Genomic DNA, 16213 nt, shown 5'->3' on the forward strand with positions numbered 1-16213 from the left:
TAGAATTTATAACTCCCCCCTGAATTCACGGGGTGAGATGCCGGTCTGGCTTTTCAGAAAATTCGAAAAATATGCCAGGTCATGGAAGCCCAGCTCAAAGGCGATCTCTTTCACCGATTTATCGGAAGCCCGCAATAATCGTTTAGCCTCCAACGTGACCCTGTTCTGGATCAGGGAGGTAGCCGTCATGTGCAGGTGTCTTTTACAAAGGATATTGAGATAGTTGGGCGTAATGTGCAACTGATCGGCATAAAAGGATACCGACTTTTGTTCTTTGAAAGCCGCATCTACCAGCGCATGATATTTGAATAAAACCGGTTTGGCCTGATAAATCAGCATGTCGTCAAATTTGTTTTCCGCTTCCCGGCAAACCAGTTGTGCAATGAGCTGACTACGCAGGTGAATAATATCCCAGTCAATGGTGCCCCTGCCCAGTTCCTGTTGTATTGCCTTAAACTCATACAGGAGTTGTTGGAAGATACCCGGTGCGAGATGAATAACCGGATGATTCTGGTATAACAGAAAGGAGAAATGTAAGGAGGAAGAAAACGTTTCAAAAATACGCCGGCTAATCATCAGTTGATAAGCCATGGTATCGGCGCCTAACTCCCAACGATGTACCTGATCCGGGAACAACAGGTGTATCTGCTGACCGGTTACTGCATAATCAACAAAATCGATGGCATGTATACCACTTCCTTGCTCCATTAAAAGGAATACAAAGAAGTCGTGCTTATGTGGTTTTTCAATCAGTCTGCTGCCCTGTATTTCGTGGTACAGCAATCTGGAATCCCCTTCCAGTGCAGGCCGGAACGCATTAAGCCCCAGAATCGGAAATTGATCTTTTGCTTTCACGATTGAAAATTAATAAAATTCCCGGCAACCGGACGCATTTATCTATTACTTCAGCGGCATATTTCCAGGTCGCTTTGCCAGGTGCGATGCCTGCCATCCTATACTACAAGCAGGTTTACAGCATACGCTATTCCTCCATGTATGAAAAACAGGTATCAGCGGCAGGTACCTTTTCTGTTGATGATCGCCTGCAGAAATGATTATTTTACCCTATTTTTGCAACATTGTTTCAAAAAATAACATTTCATGAGAATAGGAATAATACCACTAATAGTGGCCGCAACTTTTAGCGCGGCCCAGGTACAGGCGCAGCTGATTCAACATAAAGAGATAGGAAAACAAGCGGCAACGCAGCCGGAAAAATCAGCCCTCCGGGACGCCAGCAGAATCGGCAGAACCGCAGGCGCGAAAGCACCTGCCTTCCAGGAATTATATGATTATGAAGCGAAAAATGAAACCTTAACAGATGCCCTGTTTCCCTATCAAAGTTTCTTGCATAAAGCATATGTGGTGATGTTGGCCGAACAACATATTCTTACCCGCCCGGAAGCCAGTACCCTACTCACCGGCTTGAAAAAGGTAGACTCACTGGCCATACAGGATCCTGCCCTGCGGGTATATCTGCCTTATGAGGCCGCCCTGATAAAAGAGATTGGCAGCCTGGGTGGGAAAATGCATACCGGCCGTAGCCGCAATGATCTTGACAATACCACCACCAGAATGCTGCTGCGGGACCGGTTGCTGGATATTATCGCGGCCCTGATTCCCTTCAGAGAAAGCTTGCTGCATAAAGCTACCGACAACCTCGAAACCGTCATGGTAGCCTATACGCATAGAAAAGAAGCCCAACCCATTACCCTCGCCCACTACTTAACAGCGATTGATGAGAGCTTCGGAAAATCATTAGACCGCTACATCGAATTATATGAAAGAATCAATCAAAGCCCCTTGGGATCCGGCGCTACCGGTGGCACCAGCTGGCCTTTAGACCGGAAACGGGTGGCCGGACTGCTAGGTTTCGACAAGCTGGTAGTAAATACCATTGAAGGCGTTGCAGGCTGGGACCACATCGCTGAATTTGCATTCGACAATGCGGTTTATCTGAGCGCGGTCAGCAGGTACGCATCGGAAATACAGCTTTGGAGTACTGATGAATACCAGATGGCCGAACTGGATAACGCATATGCCGGTATCAGCAGCATGATGCCACAGAAGAAAAATCCGGATGCCCTGGAACGCAGCCGGAAAGCGGCGGCCAATGCTACCGGCCAGTTAACCGCCATCCTGACGTCCTTAAATGCCGTTGAGTACCAGCACAGCGGCGCCCGTGTACCACTGGAACCTAAATCATTGGACGCCGTACTGGCAGCAACACATGCCATGACTGGTGTAACCACTACTTTACACGTCAACAAAGCCGTTATGCTGGATTACGCACGCAAAAATTTTTCTACCATGACAGACCTGGCGGATCTGCTGGTACGTGAAAAAGGAATGGATTTCCGGGAAGCACATGAGGTGATATCCATGGTGGTGAATGATGCTTTGCAGCAAGGTAAAACGGCCGATAAAATCACGGTAGACATGATACAAAATGCCGCACAAAAACTATTGCACAAAAATATAACAGTAACGCATCAACAGCTGCAGGACGCACTGGATCCCATCAGGAGCATCAAACGTAAACAGGGAGACGGGATGCCTTCACCCGAATCAGTACAAAAGATGATCTCATCTTCCAACAAAAACATACAGGACAAAAAAGAATGGCTGCATAAAAAGCAGACCGCTTTGCAGCAAAGTAATGTTTTACTGCAAACACTGCTATCAACATTTTAATGCAACAGTTTATTCAGCGTGGTTATTCAGCATGGTTATTACAGGATAAGACTTATTCTGTAATAACCATGCTGAATGAATAATTATTTTTTTTAAGCGGAGGATTTTAAAAGTACTCCTTTCTTCAAACATAAAAGCGTGATGCCATTTACATGGCACCACGCTTCCGTGTCCTGTCAGCGTTTCACATCTCATCCGGTTAAAAGGCATTCGCACATTCCCATTGAAAAGATGCCAGGTACGCCGCTGCTGTTAATGAATATGTTTATCGATCCAATTAAATATCCGGGTATAGCTGATGGCCAGCGCACCTGTCTGACAATGCAGATAACCGGTATCTTCTTCGGTAAATAAAATGAAGTCTTTCGGGCAGGTCAGGGCATCATACAGTTTTTTCGCCTGCCCCCGGGAGAACTCTTCGCCGGTACCATCCACTACCAGGGTACGGCAGGTAATGTTTTTGACGAGATGTGCACTGGTGTATGCCTTAAAATTCCGCAATAATTCAGATGGTTTGCTGGCGCCATTCTTCCACATCTCATCTGTTATACCCCATTTAATAAACGGGTCTGTTTGCATGAGTGCTGCCATTTTCGTATCAAACAAATCGTAATCGCCTGCCTGGAATATCAGCATCAGATCGGGGATCAGCCGGTTCAGGGAATCGAATACTCCTTCTTCCCAGCTTAATACGCCCGGATTGGCCACACAAAGTTTAATACGTTTTTCGGTAGTCATCGCTCTCGGCGCCAGGAATCCACCCATACTGAATCCCATAAGCACACTTCTTTTCATGTCTACTTCACAATCCTGTTCCAGAAAATCCACCACGGGTGTAATCACATTTTCCCAGTCGGGCCGAAACGGGAGTCCTTGCAAACGAATCACTTTACCCTGGCCCGGGCCATCCATCAGCAAACAATGATAGCCGCGTTTGAGGGCATATTCTGCAATCCATAAATTGTCTTCTGCCCAGGCATCTCTCCCTGAATGAAAAATGATAACAGGGGCTTTCTTATGTGGTTTTACAGCTGCACGGAAAAAATATCCCGGCAAAGAAGTGCCCTGATAAGGGATAGATACTGCCTGAAAGGGATACGATAACAGCGTTAAGGCTTTATTAAAATCTTTGAGCACTTTCAGCGAAAGCTGCTTGATGTTGTTCGTCGTTGAATCGGGGTGCCGGTGCAGTGCTGCCCGATAATAAGTGGCTGCCCGTAAGTAAGCTTCTCCTGCCGTTAGTTTATGTTGTTCGGCCAGACAGGTATCTCCCAATGCATGTAATCTGTTGGCCGTTTTAGTCCATTCATCTGACCAGCTATATACGTTGCTTTCATCAATACGGGCCGCTGTTTCATAACATTCACCTGCGTCGGCTGATTTCTGCCAGGTGCTTTCCAGGTAAAAAAGAAAAACGTTTTCCAGTACGGGGTCGTTGAAAAGGCCCAGTGGATACCAGGATTTTTTGGAACGGGTGTTAACGGTTATATTTTCCATAAATTTATTTTTTATTGAGAACAGATGGCCAGGCCTGGCAATAGCGCTAATGCGGTACCAGATTGTAAAATGTGTTTCCTTATTTTTTCGTGAAGCGGTTATTCATCCGGATGCTTCCTGCTTACAATGTTCTGCTTATTTCTACGCGACACCAACAAAAAACCTGTGAGCTGTTTAATTTCCGTGATGAGTTGTTATTTGAGCGGGTGCTACCTGATACTGCTATTTGTACACACCGGTAAACCCGTTTCACCGGTGCAAAAAACAACTACCGGATCATTTTTTTTATCATCCTACCGAAGAGATAAATACTGCAGACAACCATGCCCGTTATACGGGGCAGCAGCTAAAAATGTAAGGGATCCTTTAAAATATAAAATATAAAGCATAAACTTGCATCGTACCCTGCTGAAACATACTTTTTTTGTATTACTCCAATTCTGATCTACATGCTGGAACACTTCCCCTTTTATCTGAGTTTGATTGTGATCATTGTGTTGCTCATTATGCTGGCCAATAAAATTAAGGTGGCCTATCCGGTGTTATTGGTAGTGGCCGGGCTGGCTATCAGTTTTATTCCGGGCATCCCCGTCATCCGTATCGATCCCGAACTTATTTTCATCATCTTCCTGCCCCCGTTGTTATACGAAGCTGCCTGGGCTATTTCCTGGAAAGAGCTATGGCACTGGCGGCGTATCATTGGCAGCTTTGCATTTATAGTCGTGTTCTTTACGGCGCTTTCCGTCGCCTTTGTGGCGAATCATTTTATTCCCGGTTTCTCCCTCGCATTGGGATTTTTGCTGGGTGGCATTGTTTCACCACCGGATGCTGTCAGCGCGGGTGCTATCTTAAAATTTGTAAAAGTACCCCGGCGGATGTCTTCTATTTTAGAGGGCGAAAGTTTGCTCAACGATGCTTCTTCGCTGATCATTTTCCGCTTTGCCATGATTGCCGTGGCCACGGGTCAGTTTATCTGGTATGAAGCCGCCTTGAGTTTCAGCTGGATGCTGATAGGTGGTGTGGGCATCGGCTTATTGGCGGGATGGCTTTTTATGAAAGCGCATAAATACCTGCCTACTGATGCCAATATGGATATTGTATTGACCTTTGTAGCGCCCTATATGATGTATATAACGGCTGAATCCGTGCATAGCTCGGGTGTACTGGCGGTAGTCAGCGGCGGTCTCCTGTTGTCCAACAAAAGACATTCATTCCTGAGCAGCACGTCGCGTTTACGGGGAGTGAACGTATGGGAGAGTCTTTGTTTTGTACTGAATGGGCTGGTGTTTATGCTGATAGGACTAGACCTGCCGGAGATAACGGCCGGCCTCGGAGACGTCAGTATCTGGGCGGCTATTGGCTACGGCGCACTGATTACCCTCACCCTGGTGATCGCCCGGATTATTTCCTGTTACGGGGCTGTTTTCACCACGCTGATTGCCCGTAATTTCATTACCGTTGCGGATACCAGACATCCCGGCTACCGGTCGCCACTGGTCATCGGCTGGACTGGTATGCGGGGCGTGGTATCGCTGGCTGCCGCTTTATCTATCCCGGTGAAACTGGATAATGGCATTCCCTTTCCGCAACGCAACCTCATTCTCTTTATCACGTTTATTGTGATTCTGCTTACCTTACTGGTACAGGGCCTCACCCTTCCCTTTCTGATCCGGAAAGTGAAGCTGCCTGATTTTGATGCGACGATATCGGAAGAGGAAGCCGACCTGCAGATCAGACAACAGCTATCGGCGCATGCCCTGGGGTATCTGCGGACGCAATATGCCACACAACTCAACGAACACGCTTTCCTCCAGCAGCTGGCCCGTAAGTGGGAAGACAACAGTGCTTTGCAGCTGGACAATGGCATTACCACAGCCGGGAAAGCGGTATACATTGATCTGCTGGCCCAGCAAAGGCAATGGTTGCTGCTTAAAAACAGCCGCGAGAAAACATTCGATGAGGAAATCATCCGCAAACACCTGGTGTATATTGACCTCGAAGAAGAAAAGCTACGGTTTCTATAAGATCATCAGGACCTGCATTCCGGTTGGCATCAATGGTAACCGGAATGCCCGATACCAGCAGTATTTACTACAGCTGCTGACCCACTTCTCCTCCATAACAACGCACGGCAAAAACAGCGGCCGGCACTGTTGCCGACGGATGCTCCAGTTCTATGATCAGCCGGTCTGTTGTCACCAACGCAGCAAAATAAATGCGGTTATGCGTCTGGTAGTTATCTTTTTTATCTGCTAATATATTTCCTGCCGCATCTTTGATCCGATAGTTCCTGACGCAGAATGGCATTACATTTTCCGGATGGGTCATCAATACAGATTCCATGGGATGATCATAATCGGCATCCAGGAACAGGTCTATATAACGGATTTGCTGTGGCTGGCTCCAGGTGAGGATCAGTTGCGGCTGCGGGTCGTTCCAGTCTGCCACCCAGGCATTGGGTTGATGGGTAGGCCGGTCAATACCATTGCTAATATTGGCGGCTTTAAACCGGTGAATGCCGGCATCACATTGCACGGCTATATTCTGTCCACCGGGTCTGCGTTGCGGACACCAGAACTCAAAAGCCTCCATACCAATGTCCTCCGGCGGGGTTTGCCGGCCGTAATTAGACACCGCTTTATTGACGCTGTTAAATACCGATAAAATACCGGTCACCCGCTTCTCTGTAACATGCAACGCCACCAGTGGATTTTTCATAAAGGTGATAAATACATAGGCCGCCGTTTCCAGCTCCACCGGGAATTGTATTTCCAACACATTATGGCCGGGATGTACCGGTATATGTTGTGTTGCCAGGGTGATATCCGGGGTATAATTACCCGGCTTACTGCTGCTGCGCAACGCTACTTCCAATACCGTGTTCTCCTGTGCATCCGCCTGAAAAGTAAAAGATGGTACGGTACCTTTATCCAAAGGCAGCAGCTGTGCAACAGACAATGTCAGCGGCGTTACCTGCGTTGCCCCCGGGAAAGCCGTCAGCAACAATTCACTGGAAGCACTGATCACAGCTTTGCCAACCAGGTCCTGTTCGTCCTGCAATACCAGGCCGGGAATATACTGGCCCGTTTTTAACAGGCGTTGTTGCAGGGAGGGTATATGGTACTGATTAAAAATGTCGGCCGGCAGTATATTTTTTTCTATACAAAGTGCGGCTGCCATACCCGCCGCCTGCGATACATAAGCTGCTGTAGCCATCACGCGGGTAGAGGCAAACGCCACATGTGAGGCACTGATGATACGGCCACCCAGGAAAAGATTATGGATATTTTTGCTGTACAGACTCCGATAGGGAATCTGATAAATGCCTTTACTATGCCATTGGTTACATCCCGGTTTTTCACTGAAAACACCATCCGCCGGATGCAGGTCTACCGACCAGCCGCCGAAGGCAACCGCATCTTCGTGCCAGCGTTGTTCCACAATGTCCTGTTGCGTCATCATGTAATCTCCTTCAAAACGGCGGCTCTCTCTTTTACCAGGGATCGCTCCTACCCATTCCAGTGTCAGCGTGGCCGCTTCCGGGAAGTTGCCGGAGTTTTTAATATAATCCCAGACACCGTATACCACCTTCCATAATTCCCATTTAATTTCTTCTGTATCGTGTACGGTATCCCGTCTGCCACCATATTCAATCCACCATAGCTTACAACCAGACTCCTGTGCATTGAATGTTTTAAACCGCGGAATTTTAGTAATATCTTTCAAAGCAAAATCAGGCGGGGTAAAGACTACCGGCTTACCGGTATCTTTACTGTAAAAATACAGGCTATGTCCCAACAGCTCTCCATATACCGCGGAAGGCGCAAATTTTTCTCCAAACTCTTCCTGACTTTCTGCTCCCATCCGGAACGCAGCGCCCGATAAAAAGCCGACAACACCGTCGCCGGAAGCATCGCAGAAAAGCGGAGCTGTTAAGGTATAGGTTGTCTGATTCTGGCTACAAAAAGCGTGTAGTGACTGGATAGTCGCCATATCTTTTTTGTCTACGGCATATACCGCTGTATTCAGCAATAAGGTGATATTCGTTTCTTTCACCACTTTATCCAGCAATACCATATCAAAGATCACCGGATTTCCTTCCGGGTTACGGTAGGTATTCTCTACCAGGATTTCATCTACTACCCCACCTTCTCTGGCCCAGCGGTTGTTGTTCCCCATGTGGGAAGTAGCACCGAGAATCCATAAACGCACCTCGCTGCTGGCATTACCGCCCAATACGGGTCTGTCCTGCACCAATACTACTTTTAGCCCTTGTCGCGCTGCCGTGATGGCACAACATACGCCTGACAGGCCCCCACCTGTTATCACCAGGTCTCCGTGTATAGAAACGGCCGGGAAAGAACGGCTATCCGTGATGCCGGATTTAATCATGACTGTACAATTTTACTGTGAAGGATATGCATAGGATCTGCCCTTGTCTGCGGTTATTTTTCCGCTTTCAAATTAACAGCCTGTATCACGTAACTGCAACAATTCAGACAGCTAATAAAAACGGGAACCTTCCCATTTACCGGGAATGTTCCCATCGCCATACGTGGATTATATGTTTTTCAAAGGTTTTCCTCTAAGCAGTATCTTTCCCAGATAAAATACCGTTCTGTCATATTTTGCAGGATTACGGGAGATATCTTCCGTTTGTTCATCCCCCAATATTTTCACCTTATCACTTTTTTGAGCAGATAACCGGATCGTAACGGTGTGTATGCCTGGCGGCAATACAATGCATTCATATTGCCCCCGGTAACGGTTGTTGCAAAACGGATTAAAACGATCTATCACTTTACTGCCATTGGCTGTTGCCGGTTTTAGCAATCGCGCCCTGCTGTAGCCTACATCCGCCAGTTCTACGGGTGTTCCATCTATGACCACTTCCAGGGCGCCGGCTTCAGGGCCACCTATATCAAAATAACCAAATGCGGTTCCTTCAAATCTGCAGGTAAAATAAGCGCCGGGTTGCTCCGCCTGCATGACATATGGGAACCAACCGGTAAACTGTTTCAGCCCTGATTGCTTTGTGTTTATCTGCTGCCAGCCGGCGCTGAAATCAGCGATATCCAATGGCGCATACATACCGGCATCTTCCCAATTATCTGCGATCAGAGGGGCCGGCAGCGCACTGGTAGCCGGCGTATCTGTAAACGGCTGCATTTTTTTCAATCCCCTGGCAATCGCCGCTGCATACAGGTTGCCGCCGGCGCTGACCGGGTGTATACCATCAGCGGAAAAAATAATTTTACCGGGTACTGTTTCACCGGCGCCTTTCCAGATCAGTTTACCAGCCTGTTCCAACATGGCCGCTTCCATACCCAGGTGTATGGAGGGCAGGTTATAATGTACCGCTATTTTCTCCAGGTCTGTTATCGTGGGTGGGATCCCGCCTTCCACATAATACTTCGTTTGTCCGTTACGGATAGTGTATATCAAACAGATATCAATAGCGGAATTAAATTGCAGGATCTGCCGGATAATACCTTCCATACCATTGGTGTACGCGCCGTTTACGGCAAATTCCACGAACACCATATCCGGCTGATACCGGAGCAGCTGCTCATATAAACGGCAGGCGCCCAGATCGGTTCCTGTTCCGGAAACACCGGCATTAACGCCTTTCATGGTTACCGCCGGAAACATCGTCTGCATATACTTTGCCGTTTGTTGCCGGTAACATTGATTGCCCTGTGTGATGCTGCCACCGATGAAACCAATGGTCACCGGTTTACCGGCGGCAGCTTTCTTAAAAAAATGAGGCAGCCCACGGCGAACCGTACATTCCTGTTCCGATTTAAAATCTCCCGGCGTAATCAGTTGTACCGAATCTTCCGCCGGATTAAAGTATAAAGGAGTAGCGCCAGCCTGTGAAGCGGCTATGAGTCTGTCACTTTCTTTCCTGTTGTTATTTTGTGCTGTTACCCGGGTGCACAACAATGCTGTTAACATGATCAGCCAACCTGCTTTCATCGTTTATTATTTATTGGTTAGAAAACAAAAGTTCCTTCAACGGTTTGTCCACCGCCTGTTTGCACGATTACCCGCACATGCACAGTGGTATCTTTATTTACCGGATAGAAAGAACATTCATAGGGATAAGTTGTAACGGTTTTAGTGGTATCATTGGCGGTTACCGTTAATTGCCGGCCCCCCTCAGGGGTTTCCAGGTATACATATATATCATCCCATCCGAAAGGCGAACGTATCCTGAAAGCATAACACTTGCCGATGCCGTTGCCCAGTTCCAGCACCTGCATACCATTGCTGACAGGCGGCACTGCCGGCCGCTGTATTTTCCCTGCAGCCGTTAACGGGAAGGCCAGGGCAGCAAATCCTTTGGGGGCCAATACTACCTGCCCGCTACGATTACTGAAAGCTAACGGTGCGGGTGTAGCGAAAGCCGCAGCATACCAGGCGGCACTGCTATTGTTGGCAACAGGCACTTCCTGTCCGAGTGTAATATGGCAGGTATCGGATACCGTTGATTCATTCAGCAAGAGTAGCCAGAAACAACTGTCAGACATCGCTGTGATGTAATTCACAGCAGGGTGATCGATAGCAACCAGTCCACGTTTCAGCCACAGCCTTGCTGTGGTATCTCCGTATATGTTTCCTTTTCCATCGTTAAAAATGCGGTTATTGAACCAAACAAAACCATCCTGCTTGCCATAGGGAAAATGCACATTGCCGTCGGAGCGTTGTATCGTTTCCGTTACCAGAAAGTCGAGGGTAAAAGCCAGGTGCGGCGGAATATGGTGATAGTATATAGAGCTTACATCCGGTCCTTTATAGGGAAAGTCCGGCTGCTGGGTTATATCGGTAAAACCGGTAGCATAATAACCGGGATAGTTGGTAAACCTGCCGATGACGGCATTCCGCGCGTAGGTTTCAAAGATGGTGCGGTGATCTGTTGTAAACAAACGTAATAAATGGGGCGCCCAGCTACTCATAAAAACCGGCCGTACCAATTTACCCGGATCAAAATAAGTTACCGGTTGTTCAAAACCTAATCCCACCGGAGATACTACCTTTTGTGCCACTGTTTTCGTTTGTACATCTCCCGGTTGCCGTGGAAATCCGAGGCGGTATTTTACGGCCCCTTTCCACCAGATGGTGGTGTTGCCCTCATAGGCGTTACCGGGATGTATGGTTTGCAACGTATCTTTCACAACCGGGAAAGACCGTATACCTGCCAGTGTATGAAAGGCTGTGGCTTCGGCAGCATGCATGAAATAGTTGTCGCCGGTGATATCATACAAATCCGGTAACTCCCACCAGTAGGCATAAAAAGAAGTGTTGTAAAAAGATTGTTTGTTGACCGGCACTGTTTTACGGCCGTACACTTCCTTTGCGATATAATCCCTGGCATCTTTTTTTGCGGCGGACAGCCAGGCCGTATCTTTCGTTAACCGATAGGCAGCCAGTTCCTGCGTCCAGGCGGGTATACTCACGGAGTATCCTTTGGCAGATCTGATTTTATTATCCGGCAGCGCTACACTTTTTAACCACGGATTTACTTCCCCCAGCAGCTGATGTAATCCTGCATAGTATGCTGTAGTGAATTGCGAATTAAAAGGACTTAGCACCAACGTTTTGATATCTCCGGAAGAACCGCCGGCAACGGCTTTCGCCCACCTGAATCCGCTGCGGGACAACGTATACTCAATGGTGGGTAATGCCCGGCTGATATACGATGCTTCATCGCGCGCCAATACCGCGGCTGCCACCACCGCCAGCGGTGCGGCCTGTACCACTGTGAGTGCCTGAGCCGGATCGGCCTCTATATCATAGAAACCTTTCAGCGCCGGATCCCAGCCGGCAGCCGTATCATTGTTCATCAATCCGGTGATGTTAAAAAGCGTTTCCGTGAGCGAAGTATTGGTCTGTTGGCGGTAATCCTTCACCTGATAAATACTGTCTGAAATATATTCCAGCGCCTCGTTCCAACCGGCAGGCAATACTCCTGCAGCAAATGTCCGGGTCAGCGTTTGCCCGGCCGTCAGCTTTGCATTATCCAGTCCGGGTATGGGAGCCAGTACCACCGGCTGCACTTCATTTCTTTCATTCTTGATCCCGAATCCGGCCGGCGAACTGGTAGCCAGTCCCCATTCCAGGGGAAGGCCTGCTGTTGTTGCGGAAACAAACAGGGCAAGTGCCTCCTGCCCTTGTTGTGTTTCCACTATTGCCAGCGGTTGCTGCATCATGGCGGAAGGCAGCAACACCGGGTTATCAGGAATACGTTGATACTGGAACATCGGCGGCAATAAGATATGACTCACCTGATCCGGTTTACGTCCATTGAAAGCAGCCAGCACCAAACTATAATAGCCCGCCTGTTTTGATATATACGTTAACGTTACCGACAGGTGTCGGGCATCCGTGTTCAGTTGCCAGATTCCTTTCACCGTTTGGCTGTCTGTGGTTACATAGGTCACTTCCAGCTCCTGCGTATTTTTCTGCAGCACATGCATGGGTGAACAGGCTATCAGCTTCCCTGCGAGAAAGGGGTTCATGAGGCTTTCCGGCGCGAGTATCCGGAACGTCTTTCCCCTGCTGACAAAACTGCCAAAGGCCACCGTACCATTCCAGGAAGGATAAAAATTACTGAAGCTGAGCTGAGGATCTGTTGCCTGCAGCAGCAATATCCGGTTGCCTTCGACGCCATCTTCCACATTGATCCACTGATTATTTTTCCGGACGGCTGTTCTGGCGAAAATCCCTTGTACCCCGGCGGCAGTTGTTCCCTCTACAAACTGTAATCTGATATGTTCATTACTGATGGTTCCCAACACCGGCGCCTGTTCCGGTAAATGCACACTATCAGTTGCCGCAAATGCCGGTGGCGGCGGTGTATAGGCCACCGCCACCGGTTTTATTTTAAAACGCCGCAAACTGTCCAGTGACAACTGATTCGGGTTTGTGATAGTAGTAGTAAAAACAATGGCATCACATCTCCCGAAATTACCCCGGGTATCTTTCAATCCTATAACGTTTTCACCAGTATCCAGCCTGGCTGTTCCTGCCTTCTCCCAATAGTATCCTTCTCTTCCGTGCTGACCGGATTCTTTGGGCAGCGGATTTTCGTTGACGACTACACGAAACAGGCGGGTACCCGGATTATTGGCCGGGAAGTCCGGTGTCCGCACCCACACATCATAGTCGCCGGCTGTCTTTATTTTAATCACCGTCATCGCGTCCGACGCTTTTACCCGGCTGCCCAATACCCGCAGGAGATTATTACCGGACACCTGGGTGCCCGCTACCTTATCCAGCTGCCAGCCGCCTTTAAACTGAAAGTCTTCGCCTTCCAGCAGGTAGGTAGTTTGCGCCATGGCGGCGGGTGCATAACAAGCACACAGCAAGAGAAACAGCGATAGCCATCTATTTGGTTGTTGCATTTTCAGTCAGTTGATAGTTAATTTCAATCACCTGCAGCCCATAAGGCGCCAGCGTTAGCGGGAAGGAATTACGGGTAGATAACCGCGTACGTTCGCCCCGGTTACTGATTCCAAAAACCGTTACCGGCTTGATGCCTGTATGATTGATTACTTTGGTATAATCGATTTGTACGGTACTTTTCTGTGCATCGTCATCATTATTCAGCGATATCAGCCAGAGCTTTTTCTGTGCTGTATTAATAGCGCAGTAATAGTCGATGTAAGGATTGGCGATTTCTATCAAACCTGGTTTCAGCAATAGTTTTGCAGGAGTACCATATACGCTGCCGGTAGCAAAACCATAGGTAAGATGAGGCCCTACCTTAGGCGTAATGAATCCATGCGGAAAGGTCACGCTACCGGCTGAACGAAGTTTTATTTCCGCCAACAGATAATCCGTGATCCACCCTATCTGCCACCAGGCATGATGTGGATAGGGACCGGCGCCTTTATTCATCACATCCCAATAGTAAGAGGCTACCCCGGTAGTGGTATCCACAAATGCATCCCTTCCCAAAGCGGCAGCCCGGGCCATGTGCAGGAACAGCGAGTCATGGGTTTGCATAAACATGTTGACAAACATACCGGCATGACTGGCCAGCAGTATAGGTCCCCGCTGATTGGCAGAACCCAGTGTTCCGCCATGTTCAAAGCTGAGGCCCACCTGGCTGATTTCCCAATCCTGCCGCGCCATACCATTTACTATTTTCTTTTGGGCAGATGGAATAGGATGTGTATAGATGGAAGTGGTATATAGCTGCGCGGTGCGGATGGCCGCACGCAGGTATTTTTCCTCCCGGGTTGTTTCATATAAATGCAGGAATGCCTGGGCGCTTTGTCCGGTAGCAAAATCGGGTACAAAACGGGTATCTCCGCAAACACCCAGGAAGTGCCCTTTTTGGATGGCTTCCCGTATATACCAGTCAGCTCCTTTCCTGGCAGCAGCCAGGTATTTTTCATCTTTCAGGATATTATACGCAACCAGTAAGCCATAAAAAGTAGGGCGGAGATCTGCGATATCCGTAAACATGGGTTTACCGGAAGTGAGGTCATAGGCAACCTCCCAATGTCCATCCGTATCCATCCAGGCCAACAGCTTGTCTGCAGCAGCCTGTAATGCTTTTCTTAAGGTGGTATCACCGGGTTGAAACAATAACAGGTTACCGATATCCATCAGCATGTAATAGGTAATACCAATGGGTTCCGTGTAGGGTCCCCACTCTTCTGTAAACCTTTTACTTTTGGTGAGGTAGTATTGTCCGGCAGTGGCGCCGTGGAAAAAACCGGGGTTATGGTCCTGTTGCTGCAGTTTAAAATTACGGGCATATGGCAGGCGGGTTTGCTGCAACACGGTATCTTCCGTTATGGCGGCCAGCATCCACATGGCGCCATAGTCTGCATTTTTCATGGCATCTTTTTGCGCCCCGTACACCCCACCCAGATAAGCCTGTGCGCCGATGTCTACACCATTATACTGTTCCCTTTTCCACAGGGATGTGCTGTCATTAATCAGGTATTGATACATCGTCAGGATACGACTGCTCAGGGATTGGCGTGTTTTTTTCAACGACAGGAAATCAGCAAAATGATACACGTCGTTCACGGCATGTTTAAAAACGGTGTACCAATCGGCCCGCCGGATCGTATACCGGAAAGAAAAAGTAACTGTATCTCCTTTTTCCAAAAAAGAACCTTTCTCTCCCAGCACAGGATGATACGCTGTAGGTGTCAGCGAAGCCTTTCTGTTCATGAGTGACAGGCCGGTCTGCCAGTTATCCTGTGTTTTCACCGCATGCTCCCAGGGATCCCTGCCGGTGCCGGGCGCCGGTATGACTCCGATGGTCAGGTGCTGCCGGGTACTGACAAAAGCCGCCAGGGTAGCTGCGGTCCGTTCTCTTACTATTACGGGTTTATCCGGAATGCCCTGCATATAAGCATAGGCTTTTATAAAATCCTTTTCGATGGCATTGCTTTGAAAATAGCCGGGAATGCCACCCCACGCCAGTTCTTTTTCCGGCACCGTAGCCAACGTAGGCGTGGCCAGTGAAAAGTATCCGGCTGCTTTTGCCTGTAACGATATCTTTACCAGGATGTCTGCCGGGAAAGCGGTATCCGGCTGCCAGGTGGCTATAATACTGGCTTTATCATTTTCTGCAGTAAAACATAATGTCTGGTTACCTGTTTTTTTTACCGCCGAAGGATACAGGTATGCTGCTTCTCCGGCCGTATTCATGGACACGGGTTGCAACGCTTTTTCCCAAAGCGGAAGAATATATCTGTATATCGGCTCGGGAAAATGCAGCTGCTTCCCGGCCTTATCATACAATGCTACCGGTGTGGTATCCGGTTTTTCTTTTGCATAGAGGAAGGTATATTCGCCGTTTACATGTGGTAGCTGCTGCCAGCTGCCCTGGTGATTGACAACAATACTGTTCAATCGCCATTGCTCCTGGAACTGTTTCCAGTGCAGTTGCAACGCCGCCGTGGCCAGCGAAACCTGGGTTGCCTGCTGTGCTGCCACAGGCAGATACATCATCAACAATACTATGACCGCTATTCTCTTCAAAGGATGTTTT

8 protein-coding genes are annotated in these 16213 nt (G+C 48.5%); 2 read left to right on the forward strand and 6 right to left on the reverse strand.

Translation table 11 applies throughout. The features are described 5' to 3' along the window. Window positions 1-6 precede the first annotated feature (6 nt). A complete protein-coding gene (locus OL444_RS21805; RefSeq protein ID WP_264729730.1) occupies window positions 7-855 on the reverse strand; it encodes an AraC family transcriptional regulator in 849 nt (282 codons plus the stop codon). 246 nt (window positions 856-1101) lie between these two features. On the opposite strand from OL444_RS21805, the gene argH reads away from it, so the two are divergent. After that, window positions 1102-2694 (forward strand): argininosuccinate lyase, encoded by a 1593-nt coding sequence (gene argH / locus OL444_RS21810; RefSeq protein ID WP_264729729.1) that lies wholly within the window; start codon window positions 1102-1104, stop codon window positions 2692-2694. Between the two features lie 252 nt (window positions 2695-2946). Here the strand turns inward: argH and OL444_RS21815 are convergent, their stop codons facing one another. After that, complete coding sequence (locus OL444_RS21815; protein ID WP_264729728.1) at window positions 2947-4191, reverse strand: alpha/beta hydrolase family protein; 1245 nt, start codon at window positions 4189-4191, stop codon at window positions 2947-2949. Between the two features lie 449 nt (window positions 4192-4640). Between OL444_RS21815 and OL444_RS21820 the strand changes: the two genes are divergently transcribed. After that, on the forward strand, window positions 4641-6215 hold the full coding sequence (locus OL444_RS21820) for a Na+/H+ antiporter (RefSeq protein ID WP_264729727.1): 1575 nt from the start codon (window positions 4641-4643) through the stop codon (window positions 6213-6215). A gap of 67 nt (window positions 6216-6282) precedes the next feature. Here the strand turns inward: OL444_RS21820 and OL444_RS21825 are convergent, their stop codons facing one another. From OL444_RS21825 to OL444_RS21840, 4 genes are all read right to left on the reverse strand, one after another. Next, the gene (locus OL444_RS21825) at window positions 6283-8583 is read right to left on the reverse strand and encodes an FAD-dependent oxidoreductase (RefSeq protein ID WP_264729726.1); all 2301 of its coding nucleotides are present in this window, start codon (window positions 8581-8583) and stop codon (window positions 6283-6285) included. A 168-nt stretch (window positions 8584-8751) separates the two neighbouring features. Next, a complete protein-coding gene (locus tag OL444_RS21830) occupies window positions 8752-10170 on the reverse strand; it encodes an SGNH/GDSL hydrolase family protein (protein ID WP_264729725.1) in 1419 nt (472 codons plus the stop codon). A 17-nt stretch (window positions 10171-10187) separates the two neighbouring features. Continuing rightward, window positions 10188-13598: a glycoside hydrolase family protein gene (locus OL444_RS21835; protein WP_264729724.1), complete on the reverse strand. Its 3411-nt coding sequence runs from the start codon at window positions 13596-13598 to the stop codon at window positions 10188-10190. Then, the gene (locus OL444_RS21840) at window positions 13582-16203 is read right to left on the reverse strand and encodes a glycoside hydrolase family protein (protein ID WP_264729723.1); all 2622 of its coding nucleotides are present in this window, start codon (window positions 16201-16203) and stop codon (window positions 13582-13584) included. Before OL444_RS21840 ends, OL444_RS21835 begins: the two co-directional genes overlap by 17 nt. Window positions 16204-16213 lie beyond the last annotated feature (10 nt).

The sequence above is a fragment of the Chitinophaga nivalis genome, from assembly GCF_025989125.1.
GTDB lineage: Bacteria > Bacteroidota > Bacteroidia > Chitinophagales > Chitinophagaceae > Chitinophaga > Chitinophaga nivalis.